Source organism: Simplicispira piscis, assembly GCF_054783455.1.
The window spans coordinates 485,310-507,628 of record NZ_BAAGQN010000007.1 but is presented as its reverse complement, the minus strand read 5'-3'; the positions used below and the strand labels follow the sequence as shown (position 1 = coordinate 507,628).

The following is a 22,319-nucleotide window of genomic DNA, read 5'->3' as shown; positions in this document are numbered from 1 at the left end:
GAGGTGCGCTTACTCCGCTGCCGAGAGAACCGGGATAAGCGAGGTATTTCATTCATAACAAAAAGGGAGACGTAGATGAAGCGTTTGCAAGGCAAGACAGCCCTGATTACTGGCGCGGGCAGTGGATTGGGACTCGCTACCGCGCGGTATTTTGCGCGCGAAGGTGCGCGGGTGGTGTTGACAGATATCGATGCTCCCAGCGTGGTAGCCGAGGCTGCGCGCCTTTCCGCAGCGGGCCACCTGGTGACCGCATTGGCGCACGATGTCACACAGTAAGCCGACTGGTATCGGGTGATCGTCGCGACCGGCGCGCTGGATGTGCTGGTCAACAATGCTGGAGTGGGGCGGCTAGGAAGTATTGAACAAGCAAGCCTTGCGGACTGGCGTGCCGTGCTGGAGATCAACCTCGACGGTGTTTTCCTGGGTACACAGAAGGCCATTGCCGCTATGAAGGAGCGAGGCGGATTAGTCATCAATGTGTCCTCGATCGAGGGCATCATTGGCGATCCCAATCTGGTTGCCTACAACGCCAGCAAAGGTGGAGTGCGTCTGCTGACCAAATCTGCAGCGCTGCATTGCGCTGCGCACGGTTACAACATCCGCGTGAACTCGCTCCATCCCGGCTACATCGCCACGCCAATGGTCTCTGGTGCGCTGGCTTTCATGCCGGCCGACATGGCTCAGGCGCTGCAGGCAGACATCGTCAACCGCATACCGCTTGGTCGCCTCGCATTGGCTGAAGAGATCGCTCCGGCGCTGGTGTTCATGGCGTCGGATGAGTCGTGCTACATGACTGGCTCTGAACTGGTCATTGACGGCGGTTACACGGCGCGCTGAAGCCATGCCCACGTCGGTACCACTATGACGCGACGTAAATCCATCTTCATCACCGGTGCCGCATCCGGCATTGGTCGCCACACGGCGCTGCTGTTCGCCTCGCGCGGCTGGTTTGTGGGATTGGCCGATATTGATACAGAGGGGCTGGACCGGCTGGAACGAGAGATCGGCGCGGACAAATGTCGCACGCCGTGGCTGGACGTGACTGACGCCAAGAGATACCGCGCTGTCATCGAGATGTTCACCTCAAGCACTGGAGGACGGCTTGATGTGCTTTTCAATAACGCAGGCATCTTGCGGATGGGGCGCAACGAGGATATTCCTCTGATGCAGCAGTACCTGACGCTGGACATCAACGTCAAGGGCGTGCTCAATGGCATCCACTGTGCTTTGCCTGCGCTACGCACCACGCCTGACGCGCACATCTTGACCATGTGCTCAACCTCGGCGATCTATGGCATGCCCGAGTTAGCGGTTTATTCGGCAAGCAAGCATGCTGTGCATGCGCTGACAGAGGCGCTTGACCTTGAACTGGAGCGCGATGGCATCACCGTGAGTGACATCATGGCGCCCTATGTCAATACACCCATGGTCACGGCTGCATCGACGCAGGCGTGCAGTGTGCGCTCGACGGGCGTCAACGTGCAGCCGGAGCAGGTGGCTGAGGTGGTGTGGAAGGCGGCGCATGGCAGGAAGCGCCACTGGAAAATCCACTACCTTACTCATGTGCTGGTGGCTGTCTTCGCGTTGTTGCCGCCGCTGCGCAGGCCAATCATCAAGGCCCTTTGCATACACACGTCATCGGTACGACCGAATTCGCTGCAAAGGCGCCTTTACCAACCGAAACCCCACCTTCATGCAATCGCCATCTTCGTCTGTTGCTGAGTAGCATTGCAGATCATCGCAGGCGAAGAGACAAAGACATCCCCCACCTCCAACATATCCTCCCAACATGTCGTGTAAGCAGGTGACCTGCGCTCCTGCCGCATGGCCCATCTGGCACGCTCTCCCGTCGCCTGAATCCCGGCGCTGGCCAGCTTCACCGTCCCACGCCCATAGCGCTGGTTGAGTTCATCCAGCACCCCCATCAGCCGCTCCCGAGTGCTGTCTTGCGCTTCCAGCGGTTCCAGATCGAGTTCTCCCTGCTGTAGCTTTGCGCTGTGCAAGTCCAGCAGCATGACGCCCGCCTTGATGAAGGCGTAGCCCGGGCGGTAGATCCGGCGCAGCCCGGTCAATGCAGCATGGACGACGGGCACGGTGTCGCTGGTGGCCCGCAGCAGCGGTACGGTGATGGACCGGGCGTACTGCGGACCTTTGCGGTACGGGCTGGTGTGAATGAACACCAGCACATGGGCCGTGTGGCTGGCCTGCCTGCGCAGCTTCTGCGCTGCCATGCTGGCAAACGTGCTGACCGCCTGCTCCAGGTCCGGGAGCGCACTGACGGGTTGCCCAAACGACCGGGTGCAGGCGATCTCCTTCTTGGGTGGCGGTTGATCGTCCAGTCCTATGCAGGGCATGCCCTGAAGTTCTCGCACCGTGCGTTCCAGCACCACAGACCAGCGCCTACGCACCGTGGCCGGATCCAATCGTGCAAGGTCCAGCACGGTCTCGATGCCTGCTTCCTTGAGCTGGGCTGCGATCTTGCGCCCCACGCCCCAGACTTCACCCACATCGGTCGCATCCAGCACCGCATCCAGTTCTTCACGGGGCAATTGCGCGAGGTTGCAGACCTGGGCCAGTTCTGCTCGGTAGGAGCCGGGTTTGCGCTCAGCCGTCTTGGCCACATAGTTGGCCAGCTTGGCGAGGGTCTTGGTCGGCGCAATGCCGATGCCGCAGGGAATGCCCACCCACTGCAGCACCCGCGCACGAATGGCGTGGGCTCGTTCAGTCATGTCGCCCCGGATGCCGCTGAGGTCCACGAAGCTCTCATCAATCGAATACACCTCATGGCGGTGACCCAGCGCAGCCACCAGGCTGGCCATGCGGTCAGACATGTCGCCATACAGCGCAAAGTTGGCCGAGAGGGCCACAAGACCTGCTTCTTTCTCCAGATGCCGGATCTCATGCCAGGGGTGTCCCATGCGCACCCCCAGGGCCTTGGCCTCGTTCGATCGGGCAATGGCGCAGCCGTCGTTGTTGCTCAGAACGATCACCGGCCGATGTTGCAGGTCTGGCCGGAACACCCGTTCACAGCTGACGTAGAAATTGTTGCCGTCCACCAGCGCGTACACAGTGACCTCCAGCCTGTGCTTCAGAGCGAATGCTCGGGATGCAGGTCGAGCCGTGTCATAGAACCGAGCGCCACCTGGTTCAGGTATTGAACCGCTTGACACTGGCGAGCACGACGCCCCAGACCTCGATGGTCTGACCTTCCTGCGGGACGATGTCTTCGTAGGCTGGGTTGGCAGCCTGCAGCTTGAGCTTGCCGCCGCGCAGCCACAGCTTCTTGCAGGTGAAGGCTCCATCGACCACCGCCACCACGATATGTCCATGGCGCGGCTTGATGGCCCGATCCACCAGGATCACGTCGCCGTCGAAGATGCCTTCGTCTCGCATCGAGTCCCCCCGCACCCGCAAGGTGTAGGTGGCCTGGGGATGCAGAATGATCTGTTTGAGCACATCAATCCGCTCCGCCTGAAAATCCTCTGCGGGTGACGGAAACCCTGCACGCACACACGTATCGATCTCCAGAGCCGTCAGACCGGGGATATAGGGCACAGGAGCGGAGCAGGAAGAATGGAGAGCCGGGGGCATGGATGGGGGAGCACGAACAGCTGAGGAAGCCAGGGAGATAAATACTGTTGTTATATCCAGTATATTCCCTGCTGCGGTTCCCAAGCCATTCCCGACTGCGGCGGTCTGCCCATCTTTTAAGCGCCGTGCTGCAGGCCAGCACTGGCGCAGGATGAGCGGGTTATCCCAGGAACTATCCACAGCATTGACCCCATGGATTGGGGACAACAAGGCAGCCAACAACAACAGGATTCAAGGCATGTGCAGCCACTACCAGGGCATCAAGCGACCCGAGGCGTACCAGGAGGTCTTCAAGGCCGAGCCCCCTGCCATGGAAGGCAAGGAAGACATGTGGCCCTGCTACCAGGGCAGCTTTATCCGCAGGCACCCGCATGCGGATGTAGGCGATGAGGCTGTGCCGCCCCATGAAGCCTTGATCGGGCAGTACGGACTGGTGCCGCACTGGGCTGACGCCCTCAAGCTGGGCCGCCACACGTACAACGCACGGTCCGAGACGGTGGCCATCAAACCGAGTTTTAGGGATGCGTGGCGCCGCGCCCGTCACTGCATCATCCCGGCCATGGCCATCTACGAGCCAGACTGGCGCTCCGGCAAAGCCATTCCCACCCGCATCAGCCGCGCCGATGACCAGCCCATGGGAATCGCCGGGCTCTGGGACCAGTGGAAATCGCCTGGTGGTGAGACCGTATACAGCTTCACCATGCTGACCATCAATGCCGACCAGCATCCGCTGATGAACCTGTTCCACAAGCCCACCGACGAAAAACGTATGGTGGTGATTCTGGAGCCGGAGCAGTTCGAGGACTGGCTGCAGGCACCCGCGAGCCGCAGCATGGAATTCCTGCAGCCCTTCCCTGCCGAGGGCCTGAGGGTGGGATAGAACCCGAGCAGCCTTTCCGCCAGCATGGGGCACTCCGTCCCCATGCATTGACCCAGCAATGAACCAACCGTTTGAAATGAAACAGACCGCGCCGTGGTCGCGCATGCTGCGCCTGACCGCCATCCTTGCACTGACCGTCGCCAGTACAGCCCAAGCCCGCCTTTCCGTCTTTGAAGCCCTGGACAGTGCATCAGGTCATCCGACCCGCTTTGCGCAATGCCCGCAGTTCTTTGCCGACGGCAAGCCACCCGTCATACCGGCACGCCCCAAGTTGCGCGAGCTGTGCTACGAAGCCTTTGCCGTCCTGCACAGTGGAGAGACCAAGACGCCGGTTTATGTGGCGCAGCGCCTTAACAGCAGAATCATCGAGGACGCCGACGAGAAGCGAGCGACCAAGTTCTTTGCCGATGCACGCCTTCCCAGAGGCGAGCGCGCCGAACTGGAGGACTACAAGCGCTCAGGCTACAGCCGAGGGCACATGGCTCCGGCGGGAGACATGCCGACGCCGACAGCCATGGCCCAGAGCTTCAGCCTGGCCAACATGGTGCCGCAGGACATCCAGCACAACGGTGGTGCCTGGGCCAAGATCGAGCAGGACACGCGCCGGTATATCCGGCGGGCCAAGGGCGATGTGTTCGTAATCACCGGGCCGGTGTTCACCCAAGAGAGTCCCCGCATCGGGGACAACGGGGTCAGGGTCCCAAGCCACCTGTTCAAGCTGGTGTACGACCAGCACGACAACCGGGCGTGGGCGCATTGGCAGGAGAACCGCGAAGGGGAGCGCGTTAGCAGACCTATCAGCTACCAGGAGCTGGTGAAGCGGACAGGGGTGGAGTTCTTGCCAAAACTGGCGATTTCACAACTGAATTGATGGACGTTTTGCACATCTGGTGAGGACCGCCCACAATTGGACGACCAGCCTGATCGAACCAGAGCAGCTCCGAAAGAAGCAGTGTTCTGGATCGCATTGATCCCACGACCTGCCAGAACAGTGTCGATCAAAGGAGCAGCATGACCGAGCCACCAACTGACCAGCTTTCGCTCGAATTTCATTCGCAGGATACCCCTTCAGGTATCACGCGGTCGACGTTGCGCTCGCTTGCCAGAGAACTGAAGCTCAGCGAAAGGCAAGTTGTCCACTTGGCTCTTGCCAGGTTGGCAAACGAGAAGCTGCCCGCCTATTCGCAGGATGACGGGCCGCTCACCATGGCACAGATCCACGCCATTCAGTCCGATGCTGAAGTGCACATGCCAAAAGGACGTGTGTTGCAACGTATAACCCTGTTCACATGAGCCGCCCCTCGGACGCAATCTACGTGTGACAAAAACCTTGCGCATAAGCAAACACGCCTGACGTGCCGGTGAAAAAAGATGAACAAGCAGATGGCTCCCGGTATCCGCGCCAATCGCCAGCTAATGTGTAGCGCATGACAAGTAGCAACGCGGCTCCCGTTGATGCATCTGAAAACCTTGACCTTGCCCCCGGTCATCAATGGCTGTAGCCTCCCCCGCATGGAACGCTCGAAGCCTACTTTTCACGGATTGGACGCTGATCAGCTAACCCCGCTCACAAGGGAAGCTGTGGCCAACGCGGTCGCATCGAATGCACGCGCTGGCATCCCCCTCACCGGGTATGTCGATGGCTGCGTGCAGACGATCCAGGCTTCCGACCCCCACATTGCAAAGTTCCTGCAGGAGCAAAGCGCTGGCCTTGGTGTCCCGTCCATCCAGATCGAACGCGATCCAGACACGGGATTGCTGGTGGGCCATGTGCGAGGAGTCCCAGGTGCGCACACCCAAGGTGAAACCATCGAAGAACTCTGCGCAAACTTGACAGAGGTATTGGAGGTGCTGCAGGAACACACCGCAGTCACCCTCAAATAGCCCCTTCCCGAACATGCGCTGGATTCAGGCGCATTGGGTGTGGTGGTTCACGTCCATGGGCAAGGTGCTGCTCATGAGGTGGAGTTCTTGACGCAGGATGGTCATACCGTCTGCGTCGAAACGCACCAACCGGAGGATCTGGCTCCGGCACCGCTTTCCGCCATGCGTGAAGAGGTCCGACAGGACTTGCTTCAGAGCGAAGAAAGTCGCAAGAAGCCTCGGCTACCCTGATCAACTTCTATCCGTTGGGCGTGTCATCGTGCCTTTGTTGACGAGGTCAGCAACTGGCGCACCCGCGCAAAACCCTCTGGAGTTTTTGCCACCTCTTCAGGCGTCATGCCCTCCAGTGCCTTATTGGGGGTATCCAGCCAGCGGCGAGCCGCGAGCAGGCTTCCCTTGGCCAGGATCGCAAGGTGGTCGAGCTGTTCGAGGCGCTCATAGTCTGGACTGCCGAATTCTCGACCCACGGGAGCCATGCAATCCCAGTCCTGCAGCGAATCCCGCCGCGCCCTCTCGCCCATATCATTTGTGGTGGTAGCCTGGGTTTTTGTCATCGCCATACACCTCGCAGGTTGTGTCCTGAGCAATCGCGCTGAGTGTTCAATGTGCAAGGCTATAGGTCTTTTGCCAAGCGAGCAAAAGCATCAAGCAGGGATTCTTTGGATGCAGCCCTTGTAGGTATGCGCCGGACTCTTCCCTCAACAGACATTTCTCTTCGTGAAGGCAATAGTGTTGAAAGCGCTTCACTTTCATCCGGCGTCAGCATGCCTTCTACGTGCCGTTCATTGACACGTCGGTTGAAATCACTGATCGCTGCCTGGGCGATGACCACGTTTTCCGCCTGGCTCTCAACACGCAGTGGATTGAGCAAATCCGCATCGATGTCTTTGGTGCCTTTCGAATGGTGCCCTAGCGCTTCGACGTCGTGACGGAAGGGCAAGTACCCTGGCGATGCATAGGCGGCCTTCACATCGGATTCTGTTACATCCGCACGCGTTCCACGATGAGTTTTTGCGTGTGCCCAGGCAGCTACGAGCAACTCCATCACCGCCCTTTTTATCCCATGTGAGTATCGGTGCAATAGGCCTGCAATCGATGAGATTTCGAACCTAAAGTCCTCCGGGACTATCCGGGTCAATTCTGTAATGTAGTTTAGGAAGTCAGAGCCATCTACCGCATCTGGTTGAAGCTCCAAATGATTGGCCAGTACGCGATGACGATCCTCCTGGCGTCGGTTCATGAGCCGCCGTGCCAGACTGAAATTGGCCACATAGACCACGCGCGGCCCCACGCTGAGCAGTTGTAGCAACAGCGTCATCGCCAGAGTATTCGCGTCCTGGCTGCGAGTGATGAATTGGAACTCATCAAGGAAGATGATGCAGACACCATCCCGCCGGCTGACTCGTCTGGCGAGTTGCAGCAGCTGAGATTGTTTGAGATCCTTTCTCTTCGGAATTTCCACCCCGTCACAGTCCGCCCTCTCGGGAACCACGCAGGGACCAAGCAAGGAGTTGAGAGTGTTTCCGTCTCTCAATGACAGGAACCAAGCAGGCTGAATTTCCAGGTTACGATGACCCGGCAGATCGACTCTTCCTACACGATCCCCAAGAAAGCGTTTCATAGCCTGCATGAGCTGAGTCTTGCCGGTCCCGGCAAGCCCCGTCAGCATCAGCGCAGGCTGTGTGGCATCACCCCATGGTTGCTGGTGATAGATGGAACCACGTATTTCTTGAGACGAACTGTAGTGAGTCAGCGCATGCCCTTCCCCCATCGCTAGCAGCTTGTCCAACAGCGAGGAAGTCTGCTCGCCACAGAGAAAAACTTCGCGCATTTTGGCTTTGAGAACCTCGGCGCGTGCGGCAACGGAATCACCTTTGATACTTTGAGCAACCGCGTGACGTTCCAGAGAAGCATAGCGATCAGGACTCTTCCCAATTAGATAGGAAGCCACCCATGGATTTGGCTTCATGCGCGCCTCCTCACGTTCCCGGTCTGGACACCGCGCAGGGCCTTTGCCTCGGCAGAGGCGGAACCAGTTTTCTTAGGCGAGCCACCACGGCGCTGGCCAGCGTTGAGCGCTAGGCCAGTTTGCTCCTTGACTGTTTTGTGAAGATGGACAATCGATGCTTGGGCCGCTTCACGTGTAGCTGAGTTCACCTCTGCTTTCACCTGCTCGATATCCGCCAACGAGGACAACGGCAACAAGAGATCTTCACCATCCGTTTGAACTCGTAGGTTTGGCTCCAGCTCGAAAATATTGCCATCGATCTCGACCCAAACGCAGCGAGCTACAAGGCTCAGCGTGTAACCTGATACGCTTCTAACGCCCCGCCGCATCAGCTTCTCATGGAGCCCTTCGCGCAGCACTGTGGAGCTGAAAGTAACGCCCTTCCACTCAAGCCCAGCCTTTTCAACCTTGAACAGCGTATGCGTCGCAAACGCCCGAATTGCATCGCGCCAATCCATATTTTGTGCACAGGTGCGAAGCCGGTCGCTCAGATACTTCCAGTAAAAGTGCGGCGTCGCAGGATATGAAAGCGTGTGGAATTCATGGAGAGTGCTAGGGTCCAAGCGCTCAATAATGTTGGAATGATGGTTTTCCGCGAATGTGCGCAGTACCTCGCGTTTCATCATGCTCGCAACGGTATGGCTACTCTGCATGAACGAAGGCGCCCCTTCTAGCGCAGTGCTTCGGGGGTTCGCGGACTCCACCGTCGGCTTTGACTGACCGCTGTAAGACGTGGTAGTTGACTTGACCGGAAACTTCACCTCCAGATCGTCCAAAAGCGACTGCTGCCCTGCCGGACCTCGATCTGAAAGAACCGAGCGGGCCATGACCATCTCGTGTCCACGTAGGGTCTCCACAGGAATGCCATACACCCAGGCAAGCTTTTCAGGAGGCATCGTCATTGAAACCAATGCTGCTCTGTATGCCTCTTGCCTTTCGCCGCCTATGGAAAACCCAATGCCCAGACGCTTACCAGTCACTCCACAAATAGCGCGGGCGACAATCAGTGTCGGCATCGTGCTATTTGACGAAGACGCAATGGGATGGTCGTCGCAATGGTAAGCATCAACCTCTAAGGACTCGAGGGCGTTCGCGAAGTGGGATGAGTAGCTTCCCTCATCTATGACCGCATCATTGCGCATCCGCGCATGTCCATAGACCGACAGTTGAACCTGTTTTAAACCAAACTTGTCGATCACTATTTGTCTGAACTGCCCATACGTGGGAAAAGGCCTGTTCATGGGATGCGTCAGTTGTGGGCGTCCCTGCTCGTCGAAGACTGTGACGCAGCCAAAGTCTTCGGAAAGCGCCGCGTTGCAAATTGATCGCATGGTCTTGCCCAAACCGCACCTGGATAAATAGCTTTCTATCACCTGCTCGTGAAAGTAAGTGGACGACCAGCCACGGCGTTTCCCATTGGCGTGATGCCGCCCAAACTTCGTGCCTGCGTGCTGATCAGATCTCCGCGACCAAGTCCCATTGCGATGCGTATTTGGCTTCAGGGACCATTGGTTGCGACCATGCAGAAGGTAGCAAAAGAACCAATATTGCAGTCGCTGGACGTGTGAAGCCGACCCCAGCCTCTTTTTAATCCGTGCAATTTCCTTCAACGGATTGGGTGCCTGCAAAATTTCCTGCTCGTGTTCGAGCAAGGGATAAATTGATTCGAGCCGATGCTGAACGCCCTCCTGGTGGGATTGCTTTCGGCTGAATGTGTGTTCAGACAGTTCCTCGAAGTTGACTCCTTCAAGGTCAAACAATGCTGGAGGTAGGCTGTATTGCCGCTTGCATGGCCTGATGCCCGGCGACGATCTGGTGAGCTCTTTTTCCACGAGGCTGTCGGCCATGTGCACATAGCCAACCCGCCACTGCTCATGCTTTGCCCGGTAGAACCAGACCAGCAAGATGCCGTGATCAACAGTTCTGCCGCAGTAGTAGTAACGTGTCCCCGCAGCTAGACAGCCAAGCCCTTCTGGCAATTCCAATTGGTGGCCGAACCTCATAGCGCGCCCCTAGCAAACCAGTCCTTATAAACGTCCAATGGATCGTCACGCTGGGGTTTGAGAGGACGATCAAGAAGCAGAGGTTCAAAAAGATCAGCGCGAATCCTGCGATTCCAGATCCCCTGTTCCAGTATGTTCTTCACAACCAACATCTCAACACCAAGGTGCTGCGCCGCTTCACGGACAAGCTTGTAGGCGGGCGTTGACCCTCCGACCGCCTGCTGGAAATACTCGCAGAGCTTCAGACACACCGCAGGAACAATTTGGACGGGCTCTGAGTGGCTGAGGAATAACCGGTGTAGATTGGCTCTCAAGGTGGAGTCAACTTCTCGACCTGCAACCTGCTGTGTACGAATACCGGCGTCTTGATAGTAGGTGGCCTCTACTGCATGACGCTGGAGCGCCGTGAGGTCGACGTCCTTTGTCTGTGGCCGTCCTGAAGTGGGCCCGCGTCGATGAAAATCCTCCCGTTTGTCCTTCACTGTCCAGTTCACAGCATAGGGCCCAACTGCATCGATGATGAACAGAAGCAAGTCCCCGATGTATGGAAACGGTGCCAATTCAAGCGTCTCACCTTGTCGCACTCTGCACTTGGGATGCTTGCTTAAACATCCCATTTCTTCCGCCACAGTTAAGGTTCCGCGTAGGTGCCTAAAGGCTTGTCCAACAGTTAGTCGGTGCCCATCCAGAAAATGCGGTCGGGGTCCTGGATAAAGAATCCTTTGTTCGTGAATGTCCCAAACCCCTGGGTGATACAGAGCCAGAAGCGCCGTCCATGTCTCCGGCCGGCTCAAGGTATGCATCGGCCTCCCACCCAGTTTGGCGGGATGCAAGATGGTGGGAGTGGAAATGCTCGGCGCCTCGGCGGGCGTGGCCCAGATGGAAGCCTGGTAGTCTTTACCCCAGGCGTCGCGCAATTGCCTCTTTTGAATGAGGCGTAGCCGAGCCTCGTTGTTTTTGTTTACTGCCATAGTCAACTCCAACATCGCGCCGCATGGACGCGCAAATGACTTGACTACCTGTGCAGACTGCTTAGAATTAAAGCGCCAACCGTGAATCCGTGCCCTGCACTGATAGCCCTAAGACGCCAGCCCTGTGCTGGCGTTTTTTGTTTGGGACCTGGTGTTAGTTATGTAGGCACTGCCCCTCCTTTTCTGGCTTACCAATTTTTTGAAGAGTCCAGTCAATGAGATCCTGCTGCGCCCAGCGGCGCTGGCTTCCAACCCACAAAAAACGTGGCCCATCGCCCCGAGCAAGCAGGGTTTCCAGGCTTCTTTTTGAAATACCCAGGTAGTGACTGACCTGTGTTGCACTCATGAGCGGCGTCATTTAAGAGGAATGAAAAACGTTGCAATTGAATGCAAGGTTAGGTCATAAAACTAACTTTTGGTGCACGACCGTGAAACAGTGGCTGTCAAGTACATGCACTAAAGCCTTGCGAGGTCTAAAGTGCCCGGCACCATGAACATCAACACCCACATCCACATGCCCCCCCTAGGCTGGTTGCCGCTCTCGGAGGTGGCAAGAAAAAATGGCTTTCACCCAGTGCACAGGAGACTTGCTCGCGACGGGCATGACAGCATTGATAAGTGGGGCTATCTGAATCCAGACATCCAATGGCGACAAGGGCGGGGGAAAGCGGAGCGCGCACTGGAATCTGCCTACACATTGGAACTGCTCAGAAGCAGCGCTGAAACTGCTTTGTCCAATGCCGCCCCCTACGACACGCCACGCTATTCCTGTGAATTCTCACCGGAGCGCCTTTTATCGCAGATACCTGACTTCGAATGTATTGCGCAAGCATGGAAGTGTCGGAACCCTTCTGCAATCAACTTGATATCTCCCACTCTTCCAATATGCAGCGGAACACGCAGTGAATGGCTCGCGACGCTGCCGCAGCTAATACCTTTGCAATATCAGTCCCGGCTTGACTTTTTGATGCGTGATCCCGCACTCCTTTTGAGAGTTGGATACCAGATGCTGTGCCGAGAATGGGCCGCTCATGGGCAAAACCGTCACCAGACCGCCGAGGCCCTCGCCATTATTGGCCTTGGCGCGCTAGGGCTTTTCCCACGCGTTCGTTGCCTTGTGTGCTATCGACTGGCTATGCCAGGGACCACTCGCTGCGCTCTCCACAGCCAGACTCAGAGCACCCGTGTTCATCCAAAGATCCATGCTCATATTTCCTCGGAATCACGATTGGCCAAACGTGTCATGGCTAAGCTTGGCTGGGCTCGAAATGATTTTTCAATGGGTATTGGATACGACGGTTTCAATGAGGAAAAAACTATTGCTGGGCTTTTGTGGGGACTACATGTGGGTAACGGTGGATACACGCTGCAGCAGCTTAAAGAAGGATTCGACGCCGGCTACTTCCCTCGGGTACGAGCGCTCTTGCCAATCAATTTTTGCAAACTCGATGATGTACGTGCCTGCGCATACCTGCGTAAGTTCATCGACCCTGGGGAATGGGTCGTTTCCTATTGGTACACCCGCATAGCCGCGGCTGAAGCCTGGCTCAACGCCGCCGAGACACTGTCGGCAGTACCCGCACATATGAAGCCGACTGATCAAAACAGGGAGCGAGTGGCCAAAGCCCGAGCCTTGCTCGAACAAGGCATGTCCAAGAAGGACATCGCGAGTCAGCTCGGTATATCCCAGAGCCATCTATCACATTTGCTGCGTCGCCATTAGTACGCTCTGAATGAAGTCTTCATGATGGCTTCTGTGCGGCGCCCTTGATATGCCTGCTACGATCTCTTCAAGTCAACTGCTTCCACTTCGTCCGATTCTGGAGTGGCTCCCTGGTGAAACACTTTTCAGCCTTTGCAGCCGATACCACCACATCGCTGGGCATCGTATACCCGCTCAGAGTTGTAGGGCGCTCTTCGGGACACCCCGCGCGGGATCTGCGCATGACATCCCGTCGCATGTACAAACCCTGACTGACCGAACTGACGGTGCGCTTGGAAAAGCCCGAGAAATTATTCTTGACCGCACCCTTCTTCCCTTCTATTTCCCGCTCCATCCAGAACACCAATGCGAGAACTGGCTTGCACAGATGACCACAGGGTCATCTCCAACCCTCAAAGCCCAGATGGGCTTGGTTGCATCCCAGTTCGGCGCATCCCACCCTCTCAAAGCATGCCCAGGATGCATGCAGTCAGATGCCAACGAGCATGGCGTGGCCTACTGGCATGTTGACCATCAAGTACCTGGGGTTCTCGTATGTCCGTTACATCGGACACCGCTACTCACTGCGACAGACAAAGTGTCAGGCCAAGACCGGTTTGGCTGGGTGCTTCCTGAACAAGCCCATCTGGAAAGCGTGCTTGGGAACCATGTTCCACCAAGTGGCGAATATCTTCTAGCGGAAGGTGCATTGGCATTGTGGAGGCTGCCAATTTCCTTCACCTTTGCCCAAGACAGGTTGAGCAGGCTGTACAAGGCCAAATTGGTGGAACAGGATTTCGTGCATGCAATTTCCTCAAGGGTCGATCTCAAGCGGTTTGAGCAGGCCCTTTCCGGCGTTTTGGAAGCCAACTCCATTTCGAATTTCTGGCCCTGGTTGTCCGCAAGGGACACCTTAACCAGCTTGTCGCATCGGCTCCTCAGAATGAGCCACCCCACAAGCCCTCGATTCAGTCGGCATCCACTGAACCATCTGCCTCTGGTCATCTTGCTGTTCGGCTCCTGGAAGCACTTTTGGGCTGCGTACCAAGTTCTGGAAATTGACGATGGGGATGACATAGTTACCGATGTTCGGAAAATGGAACTCGAAGTGCAGGAGGCCGCCGATCCCAAGTCGCCGCTGCGGGCCTCTCTCATCGAAAAATTACGCTCCGGCCAATCGGTTTCCAGTGCAGCCGAGCTGACCGGGGTAGCCGTTGCCACCGCAATGGCGTGGGCTGCAAGCGAGGGCATTCAGAGTCCTCGACGCCCAAAGGTCTTAAAACCCGACGTGCGCTTGCGACTGATACGCCAACTCCAGCTTGGCACAGACAAAACCGTTGCGGCGTCTTTGGCAAGCATCTCGGTGGAAACCGTTACTCGTGTTTTGATGACTGAGCCAGGCCTGCACACCCAATGGAACAACGCAAGGTTCATCAAGGCACAGAAGCGATCACGCGCCTCCTGGCAAAAGATTCGTGGCGCCTTTCCGGCAGCCTCCTCCAATGAATGGAGACAACTGGATCCGGCCGCCTATGCGTGGCTATACCGAAACGACCGTTCGTGGCTGCAGAGCTCCATACGTGACCGGCCCCTACCACCGGCCACTTCGACACAACGCAGAGATTGGCAAACACGTGATGCCACGCTTGCCCAAGCCGTTCGAGTAGCCGCGCTGGACTGGCATATGTCACACCGCGGAAAACGACCGACCATCGGGGTTCTCTGTGCAGCTGTGGCTGGGCTACGGCCAAAAATGTCTGCGCTATCCAAGCTTCCGCTCACCCGCAAAGCCATTCAGGATGCTTGTTCTGACAGTTGCTCGACGGCCTCCACATCGCAAAAATGGCTCTCTGAGGACGACACCGGCTTCTGAGTATTTCGCTTTGCCGGCATCGCGCTTGTTCTCCCCGGCTCAATCAATGCGGAAGCTTGTGATTTCAGGACCTGTCGGGCACCGTTCGCTACGCGGGCACAAGACAGCCTGATGAGTTCCAATACCTCCGCCTCGCTCACGCCCTCCGCCGCACATGCGGCTGGCAGCGATTCCCCAGCTTCGAAACGCAGATAGGCACGCCAACGGGGCGCCGTTCCAACATCATGCAAAGACGGCAGTCCCAATTGATTGAATTTTTCGCGAAGGTGCGTGGGATGCATTCCCAGCCTGGGAGCCATTGCTCTGACTCGGCCCTGCTGTTCAATATATTCACCCCAAAATCCGCCATGCCAGAAGGCAGGATCCCTGGCGATTGGACGTTTAGCTGGCTTTTGATACTCGGGTGCATCTCCGGCGTCGATTTGCATCAGTTTTTGATGCACTTGCAGAGGTGTGTCGAAGAGTGCAGCCAATGCAGTGGCATACGCAAACCCGGTCGAAGGTACCGTGCGAGAGATCAAAGTGTTGTCGAGGCCGAAGTAAAAAGAACCTGGCTTCTTATCTACCAAATCGGGCCAGTGGCGCATCAGCCATTCCTCTGGTGCGCTACGCAAAACAAGATCACTCAAGTTGGGTTTGACGCCATCTTGACTGGTGCGCAATCCAATCTCCCGGGCTCTATCGCACAGGAGACCAGCCAGCCGCCCTAAATGAAGGGGGCGCGGCCGCTCCAGCAAAGCACAGCCGATTTCCGTGAACCTGAGCACAAAATCATTCGACTCAAGATCACTCGCGCCCAAATTGGGCTCCTCGACTTCACCCTTTTCCATCCAGTGCTGAGGGAGCAGCTCCCATGGATTGGATCCTTTCACCTTGACTAACGGTGTTCTATGGCTTGGACACCAATCGACACCCTGAAGTTGGTGGGTTCGACGAAACCAGCTGAATTTCCAATGCTCAAGATCCTCCTGGACACACCGAGGACAGAGAAAGGCCTCCTTTTTTTGCGTCAGCATGCCCAAGCGCTTCGTGAAATTTGTGGCCTCTGGGGCTCCATGCAAAGCCATTTCACTGGGGCGAGCCCCCACACGAAGCACGCCCATCATGCTGTGCTGACGGGCGTAATCAACCAACGACATGCCAGCAACGCCGGCCAGTTGCGCCAATCGCGGACTGCTTGTTGCCGACTTGTCGCTTTGGTTCCATTCACGCTTTAGCCATTGATCGAACTTCTGCGTACTGCTCACCCCAAGAAAAAAAGCAATTCGCCCTGCATGCGCAATCGCAGGCTCACCCGGCATCGGTTCAATTTGAACGCGCCTCATTTTTTGGACTCCGGTTGTTGCACTGCCGTTTGGAGCAGTTCCAGTTCCGCCACTGCATGGCGGGCATGGGTCAACGCTCGTTCGAACGGGCGCAGCGGCTGCTCAGCCGAGGTCAAAAGACTGGCCACGATCTGTAGACACCGATTGATCACATGTGGGGGAGCGCCAAGCGATTCGCTTTCGTAGCGCGAAAGACAGGAGCGATCGCACCCAACCAACAGCGAAAACTCCGCTTGAGAGCGGGAGCCTCGGGCGGACTTGATCAGCTCGGACTGTGATTGTGGAAACGCGAACATTGTGCTTATATTACACAATGTTCGCATAATGCACATTGCTGCAAGACCTAAACCTCTCACATCGAGCACAGAAACTGAGGACTCCTTCGCAGCGATAGCTGACGTCGGTTAAATGCCGTCATACTCGTTGCTTAATGGCATGAAGAGTCGTTGGACTCATTGACCAATATGGCACCTTTGCGGACTGCTGCGGTCGCTAGGCTCGCATTTTCCACCCCTGTATCCATCCGCATGCCAATACCGACCAAGCCTTCCATCTGCATCCGTCGATGCATCAATGTTTCAGAGAAGATTTGAAGCAAGAAATGCTGCCATCTTCTGGGATAGCGACGGCAAATCGGAAACCTCGCATTCCCACACGATCAAAATTTCCCAGCCAAGAGCATCCAGCGCCTTAAGAGCTCGGGCGTCGCGCCCCGTGTTTGCCTCCAGTTTTTCCAGCCAGAACTGCCTATTCGATTTTGGCGTGTAGGCGAACTTGCATCCGGGATGCCGATGCCAGAAACAACCATGCACAAAAATCACTTTTCTCAGACGTGGGAAAACAAGATCCGGAGAGCCCGGTAGATCTTTCCTGTGCAGGCGGTAGCGAAAACCCATTCCGTGCACCAGCCTGCGGACTAGCATTTTTGGTCTGGTGTTCTTCCCCTTGATGCCCGCCATCATCTGTGATCGCTTTTCGGGAGAAACGATGTCCATCAGCCCCTCCGCCGACTCCAGATATTCGCGGATACCCCAGCGCAGTTCCCGGGCCCGATGGAATGCCGCGGCTCGATCAACTCTGTCATTCGCATCATCCTCACAGATTCGATTCCGCGTTCGAGCACCCTGAGCGTCTCCAAGCCGATGTAACCCGGGCAAAATATTGACGCCGCCCATGGCGGTACAAAAGCCGGGCCTCGTCTGGCGTACATCCGGAATCACTCGGCAGCTTCATTACACTCTGTGGCAAAGCAGCATTTGGCGCCCGGGTGACTAATTGTCAAGCCGGGCGTGCTGGTTGGTATCAACTGGCCCGAGATACCCACCAGCTGCGCCCATGCAGGTGGTCCTGGCGCATGTTCCCTATGAGAGATACAGGATGTCTATCCAACACGTTCTGCAGAAATCGCAGACCAGCAAGACCTACGAAAAGCGCAGTACACAGGCTGCCGATCTGCCCTCAGCCCCTGGCAAAACTACACATGTCTCAAACTCCGACGACAAGCTGATCCGAGGCAAGTTACAGCGTATCCAGAAAGGCGGCGAGATCCGCTACATGGACATGTTTGCCGGTTGCGGCGGAATCTCGCTTGGCTTTCTGACCGCAGGATTCACGCCTGTAGCCTCGATCGAAATGGATCCGTGGGCTGCACGATCCCACGGTGCCAATTTCGGCACGCGCTCCGTCGGGGGCGATAGAGAAGCGCACCATGTCCCGCGTGATGCGGTGACCGAAACCGCAGAAACGGTCTTTGGCGATCTCGGATTGCAGGGAGCAGTCGACAACCAGATTGACGTGCTCGTGGGTGGCCCCCCTTGCCAAGCGTTCGCCCGCGTCGGGCGAGCCAAGCTCCGCGAGCAGGCCCGCCTACGCGAGGAGGTGACAGCAGACCAAGCCTTCCTGGTGGACGGACGGGTCAGTCTGTGGGAGCGGTACGTCGCGTTCATCCGGGCCACTAAGCCGGTCGCACTCCTGATGGAGAACGTCCCGGACATCCTCAACCATGGTGGCACAAATGTTGCCGAGCTCGTCTCGAAGAGCCTTGCCGAAGAGGGCTACGACGTTGCCTACACGCTGCTGAACTCGGTCTGGTACGGAGTCCCGCAGATGCGGGAGCGGATGATTTTGGTCGGTTTCCACCGTTCGACCGGCATCAAGCCAAGATTTCCAGTGCCAACGCATCACTTGGTTTTGCCTTCCGGCTATACCAGTTCCAAAAATGCCGCGAGGCGCGTCATCAAAGCCGAAGGCTCGGCGCACCACCGTTGGATTCCCGATCCGACTCCCGACTCTCCAGCGGCCACATCGGCCTCTGACGCGCTCGCAGATCTGCCTCACCTGGACGCCGAAGAAATGCTTCGCACGGGAGCAATTCGCCGCGGAGCAAAAAACCCATCGGAGCCTGTCGACTACACAACAAGAAAGCCAGCGACTGCCTACTCCCGTCTGATGCGGGAGTGGCACGGTTTTGCTACCAAGTCCACGACCGGCCATGTTTTCCGGTACCTGCCGCGCGACTACAAGATCTTTGCCGAGATCGAGCCTGGCTGGGAATACCCGCAGGTGCATGCCTACGTTGAACGGAAGATCGCAACCTGGCTTGCAGGCCGCGCACAGCGAGGCCTGCCTACCAGCACGCGAGACCCGGATGTCAGCGCCTTCATCACATCCTGGCGTATCCCGTACGACCCGACCAAGTTTCCCAACAAGTGGTGGAAGCTCCGACCGGACGCGCCTGTGCGCACGCTGATGGCTCACCTTGGTAAGGATTCGTACTCCCACATCCACTTCGACTCCCAGCAGGCTCGTCCTATCACCGTGCGGGAGGCGGCCCGATTGCAATCGTTCCCGGACGGCTTCGTATTCAAGGGATCGATGAATCCGGCGTTCAAGCAGATCGGCAACGCCGTGCCACCGCTCTTTGCCTATGCCATCGCCCGCGGAATCCGGGAATGCCTGGGCGCCCCGGAAACACAGGACATGCGTGTAGAGCTGTTCGACTTGAAGCAATCAAAGATCAAGACAACTGAGGGAACGAAGTGAAATTCACCATCCTACGACTGCTAACTCATTCCGAACTCGGCATGTTTCATGAGTATCGCCGTCAGGGGAAGGAGCGCGCCAAGCAGCGCTCCATCAACTTCGACTGGGACGTCATCGACAAGGTTTTTCCTTCAGCCGAAAACCCGGACACCATCGCCATCACCTGCCGGCGCCTCGAAGACGAAGACACCGTAGTCGAGATTGCGTCATGGCTCAAGCGACAGCATAAGAATTGGAGATTCGAGGGCGACTGCCCTACAAGCTCCTTCTATAGCTTCGTCGACCCAGGTGTCCTGTTCGCAATGGTGGTTGATGCCTCGACCACTCCGGCAAAGGCATCATGGGTTGTCATTCCCGCCGACCACCCTGCCCGCTCTTCGATCCTCGGTCACGGAGAGAGCGCAAGGCTCGGTAAGTCGGCAATGATCGCGTTGTACGGTGATGAGGGCCATCATTGCCAGGCAGTGCTTTCAGAACACTTCCCACAGCTATTCAAGGAGGCAGAAGCAGTGTCCGTAACGTCACCACAAGAACACAACGACAACCGAAACGACGATGACGTCGCGCCCGATCCGCTCGGGCTTTTCAAGATCCTCGCGAGAGCCGGCCATAGTCTGCCCAGTGCTGTTGCCGACTTAGTAGACAACAGCCTTTCACACGGCGCCCGAGAGATATCCATCACATTCCCGAATCCAAATGTGGGCGGCAGGTGGATGTGCATCCGGGACGATGGCACGGGCATGACTTCGTCTGGTCTTCGCGATGCGATGAAGATCGGGCATCAGCGCGAATACGATGATGGCGATCTGGGCAAGTTCGGCTACGGTCTGAAGGGGGCCGCATGGTCTCAAGCGGACCGTCTGACTGTGGTATCGAAGGCGGCGGGAGCCAAGTCCACGACTCTCACCTGGGACAAGGACCATCTTGCAAAGACACGGCGCTGGGCATTACTGAGCGACCCGGTTGCCCCGGAGCATGCCGCCTCTGTGAAAATTGGCGAGTCGGGCACTGCCGTGCTGCTTACGCAGATGCGCCCGGCAATGGAGCCGGCAAAGGGCAAGGCAGACTCACCCTACGCGCAGGAACTTGCTGCAATCAAGTCCCATCTCGAGTTGGTCTTCCACCGTTATCTCGAAGGCAAGGCCCGCGGGCATGAGAAGGTCATCATCCGGTTGAACGATGACATCCTGCGCGCCAACAATCCCATGGGTCACCCTCTAACTAAGGAGTACGACCAGCACCGCATCGAGCTGCCAAGCCCCACGCCAGACAAGACACCAGTTCTCTATGTGCGTGCGTATGTCACTCCGAATGAAGCAGAGTTCGATGAGTTCATCAAGCCGCTACCTCCGCTGGAGCAGCGCGTCGAACGAGAACGCCACACCCTCAACGGCCGAGCCAACGATGCCCAGGGTCTGTATTTCTATCGCCTTGATCGCCTCATCAAATGGGGCGGCTGGGAAGATCTTTTTGCCAAAGATGAGCACACGAAACTGATTCGCGTCGCGATCGACTTCGACAGACTTGCAGATGAGCAACTACAGGTGGATATCAGTAAGCAACTGATACGACTGCCTTTCGCGCTCATCAAGCCCCTCGAGTACCTAATCAAGACTCCTCGTGCGGCAGCTCGACTCCGGTACAACAAGAAGGAAAAACCCGTCTCGCCCGCTCCGGGCGGCGGCAGGAATAGTCCACCTGCAGACACGCCCACGACAGGTGGCGTTAAGGCGCCGCCAGCACCTGGAGGCAGCACTGTCACGGGAACACCTCCCGCTCCTGCGTCGAAGAAGGACAAGACATCGGTCCGCATCGTCAGTAGTGGCGTCAAGCCATGGCAGCGCAAGACCGGGTTCAAGGGAGAAGAAGTCGAAATCACGCCGCTGGTTCCGACATTGGTTACGCTTGTTCAGCTCATCGATAGGGATGCCGAGGCAAAGACAGCGCTCTCCGAATTTCTCCGTGTCCTGGAGAAGGCGGGCGTCCCCGATCTGCTAGTGGACAAGACCTGATGCAGGTCCGGCTTCCGCCTCTCATCCTGAAGCCCAGGTTGGCCCTGTGGACAGACGGAACTGTTTGGACCAACTGGTCCCGGCACGAAGCCTATCTGCGGTCTCTGCCCAACTGGAAGCAGCATCAGATCGCTTCGGTGGCAGAAGAGTCGCTGCGGATCATCTCCAAGACCATCCCAGTCGGTCGGCCGGAATTTCAATGCCGCGGACTGGTCGTTGGTTACGTCCAGTCCGGAAAGACCGCCAACTTCACGGCAGTGGCAGCTCGCGCTGCAGATGTCGGTTACCGCCTGATCATCGTTCTTTCTGGGATACACGACTCCTTGCGAAATCAGACGCAACGGCGGCTGGATCTGGAGCTCACCGATGTCGGCGTTGACTGGATCACGCTGACCGATGAGACCTCAGACTTTCACGAACCACCGGTTGCCGACGGGTTCGCATCGACCGGCACTGTTCTAATCGTCGCCAAGAAGATTACTCCAATCCTGAGGCGGCTAAATCAATGGTTCGGCAAACTCGAAGGTCGGCTTGCTGATGTACCGGTTCTTGTTATTGACGACGAAGCCGATCAGGCATCTATCAACACTCGGGGGAATCGTCGCGACCCGAGTATCGACAAAGACACTCCGCCCGATGAAGACACGGCACCGTCACTGACCAACGCCCTGATCCGGGACATTCTCAGAAAAATCCCGAGGGCGACCTACATCGCCTACACGGCAACGCCGTTTGCAAACATCCTCATCGACCCCGACGCCAACGACAGCCAAGTCGGAGAAGATCTTTTTCCCAAGGATTTTGTCGTCCAGCTTCCACGGCCGCACGGCTATACGGGGACTGAGGAGCTCTTCGGTACAAGCGCGCAAGGACGCGATGTGCTTCGCCCTGTGGACCCGGCAGATGTGAAGGCACTGAAGCCGAAGCAGCGCAGAAAGAGCGAAGCGATCATTGCCCATGGGCCGCTGGATCTGCCCCAGTCGCTGGCCGACGCCCTTCTGACATTTGCGCTGGCGGGCGCCATTCGA

At 57.3% G+C, this 22,319-nt stretch carries 18 protein-coding genes and 4 pseudogenes; 13 read left to right on the top strand and 9 right to left on the bottom strand.

Going from position 1 to position 22,319, the window contains the following annotated elements:
- Positions 1–75: 75 nt before the first annotated feature.
- Positions 76–837, top strand: a pseudogene (locus ACYVOC_RS05695) (SDR family oxidoreductase).
- A 24-nt stretch (positions 838–861) separates the two neighbouring features.
- The gene (locus ACYVOC_RS05690; protein WP_461161143.1) at positions 862–1,722 is read left to right on the top strand and encodes an SDR family oxidoreductase; all 861 of its coding nucleotides are present in this window, start codon (positions 862–864) and stop codon (positions 1,720–1,722) included.
- On the opposite strand, the gene ACYVOC_RS05685 is transcribed toward ACYVOC_RS05690, so the two are convergent.
- Positions 1,692–3,068, bottom strand: a complete 1,377-nt coding sequence (locus ACYVOC_RS05685; protein WP_461161142.1) for a Y-family DNA polymerase — start codon at positions 3,066–3,068, stop codon at positions 1,692–1,694. The genes ACYVOC_RS05690 and ACYVOC_RS05685 overlap by 31 nt on opposite strands.
- 79 nt (positions 3,069–3,147) lie before the next feature.
- Entirely contained in the window at positions 3,148–3,591 is a 444-nt protein-coding gene (locus tag ACYVOC_RS05680) for a LexA family protein (protein WP_461161141.1), read from the bottom strand.
- A gap of 238 nt (positions 3,592–3,829) precedes the next feature.
- Here ACYVOC_RS05680 and ACYVOC_RS05675 point away from each other — a divergent pair, with 238 nt between their 5' ends.
- The 5 genes and pseudogenes from ACYVOC_RS05675 to ACYVOC_RS05655 all read left to right on the top strand — a co-directional run.
- Positions 3,830–4,471 carry an SOS response-associated peptidase gene (locus tag ACYVOC_RS05675; RefSeq protein ID WP_461161140.1) on the top strand — a complete coding sequence of 214 codons (642 nt, stop codon included), beginning with the start codon at positions 3,830–3,832 and terminating at the stop codon, positions 4,469–4,471.
- A gap of 76 nt (positions 4,472–4,547) precedes the next feature.
- Positions 4,548–5,342, top strand: coding sequence for a DNA/RNA non-specific endonuclease (locus ACYVOC_RS05670; protein WP_461161139.1), 795 nt, complete (start codon positions 4,548–4,550; stop codon positions 5,340–5,342).
- Positions 5,343–5,482: 140 nt separating this feature from the next.
- Positions 5,483–5,764, top strand: coding sequence for a hypothetical protein (locus tag ACYVOC_RS05665; RefSeq protein WP_461161138.1), 282 nt, complete (start codon positions 5,483–5,485; stop codon positions 5,762–5,764).
- Between the two features lie 288 nt (positions 5,765–6,052).
- Positions 6,053–6,355: a type II toxin-antitoxin system HicB family antitoxin gene (locus ACYVOC_RS05660; RefSeq protein ID WP_461161137.1), complete on the top strand. Its 303-nt coding sequence runs from the start codon at positions 6,053–6,055 to the stop codon at positions 6,353–6,355.
- A gap of 15 nt (positions 6,356–6,370) precedes the next feature.
- Positions 6,371–6,586 (top strand): annotated as a pseudogene (locus ACYVOC_RS05655) (DUF4926 domain-containing protein); the annotation flags it as partial.
- A 23-nt stretch (positions 6,587–6,609) separates the two neighbouring features.
- On the opposite strand, the gene ACYVOC_RS05650 reads toward ACYVOC_RS05655, so the two are convergent.
- The 5 genes from ACYVOC_RS05650 to ACYVOC_RS05630 form a co-directional block, all read right to left on the bottom strand.
- Complete coding sequence (locus tag ACYVOC_RS05650) at positions 6,610–6,909, bottom strand: antitoxin Xre/MbcA/ParS toxin-binding domain-containing protein (protein WP_461161136.1); 300 nt, start codon at positions 6,907–6,909, stop codon at positions 6,610–6,612.
- Positions 6,910–6,968: 59 nt separating this feature from the next.
- Positions 6,969–8,324 (bottom strand): ATP-binding protein, encoded by a 1,356-nt coding sequence (locus tag ACYVOC_RS05645; RefSeq protein WP_461161135.1) that lies wholly within the window; start codon positions 8,322–8,324, stop codon positions 6,969–6,971.
- Positions 8,321–10,348, bottom strand: coding sequence for a hypothetical protein (locus tag ACYVOC_RS05640; RefSeq protein WP_461161134.1), 2,028 nt, complete (start codon positions 10,346–10,348; stop codon positions 8,321–8,323). Before ACYVOC_RS05640 ends, ACYVOC_RS05645 begins: the two co-directional genes overlap by 4 nt.
- A gap of 14 nt (positions 10,349–10,362) precedes the next feature.
- Positions 10,363–11,337, bottom strand: a complete 975-nt coding sequence (locus ACYVOC_RS05635) for a PDDEXK family nuclease (protein ID WP_461161133.1) — start codon at positions 11,335–11,337, stop codon at positions 10,363–10,365.
- 154 nt (positions 11,338–11,491) lie between these two features.
- On the bottom strand, positions 11,492–11,695 hold the full coding sequence (locus tag ACYVOC_RS05630) for a helix-turn-helix transcriptional regulator (RefSeq protein WP_461161132.1): 204 nt from the start codon (positions 11,693–11,695) through the stop codon (positions 11,492–11,494).
- 132 nt (positions 11,696–11,827) lie between these two features.
- Here ACYVOC_RS05630 and ACYVOC_RS05625 point away from each other — a divergent pair, with 132 nt between their 5' ends.
- From ACYVOC_RS05625 to ACYVOC_RS05615, 3 genes and pseudogenes are all read left to right on the top strand, one after another.
- Complete coding sequence (locus ACYVOC_RS05625; protein ID WP_461161131.1) at positions 11,828–13,060, top strand: hypothetical protein; 1,233 nt, start codon at positions 11,828–11,830, stop codon at positions 13,058–13,060.
- A 49-nt stretch (positions 13,061–13,109) separates the two neighbouring features.
- Positions 13,110–13,607 (top strand): annotated as a pseudogene (locus ACYVOC_RS05620) (TniQ family protein); the annotation flags it as partial.
- A gap of 57 nt (positions 13,608–13,664) precedes the next feature.
- Complete coding sequence (locus ACYVOC_RS05615; RefSeq protein WP_461161180.1) at positions 13,665–14,912, top strand: TnsD family Tn7-like transposition protein; 1,248 nt, start codon at positions 13,665–13,667, stop codon at positions 14,910–14,912.
- On the opposite strand, the gene ACYVOC_RS05610 is transcribed toward ACYVOC_RS05615, so the two are convergent.
- Positions 14,834–16,237, bottom strand: a complete 1,404-nt coding sequence (locus ACYVOC_RS05610; RefSeq protein ID WP_461161130.1) for a TniQ family protein — start codon at positions 16,235–16,237, stop codon at positions 14,834–14,836. The genes ACYVOC_RS05615 and ACYVOC_RS05610 overlap by 79 nt on opposite strands.
- A 578-nt stretch (positions 16,238–16,815) precedes the next feature.
- Positions 16,816–17,232 (bottom strand): very short patch repair endonuclease, encoded by a 417-nt coding sequence (locus ACYVOC_RS05605; protein ID WP_461161129.1) that lies wholly within the window; start codon positions 17,230–17,232, stop codon positions 16,816–16,818.
- A 382-nt stretch (positions 17,233–17,614) separates the two neighbouring features.
- Between ACYVOC_RS05605 and ACYVOC_RS05600 the strand changes: the two genes are divergently transcribed.
- The 3 genes and pseudogenes from ACYVOC_RS05600 to ACYVOC_RS05590 all read left to right on the top strand — a co-directional run.
- Complete coding sequence (locus ACYVOC_RS05600; RefSeq protein ID WP_461161128.1) at positions 17,615–19,279, top strand: DNA cytosine methyltransferase; 1,665 nt, start codon at positions 17,615–17,617, stop codon at positions 19,277–19,279.
- Complete coding sequence (locus ACYVOC_RS05595; protein ID WP_461161127.1) at positions 19,276–21,291, top strand: ATP-binding protein; 2,016 nt, start codon at positions 19,276–19,278, stop codon at positions 21,289–21,291. The genes ACYVOC_RS05600 and ACYVOC_RS05595 overlap by 4 nt, the downstream gene beginning before the upstream one ends.
- A pseudogene (locus ACYVOC_RS05590) lies at positions 21,291–22,319 on the top strand (Z1 domain-containing protein); the annotation flags it as partial. The gene ACYVOC_RS05595 and the pseudogene ACYVOC_RS05590, both read left to right, overlap by 1 nt.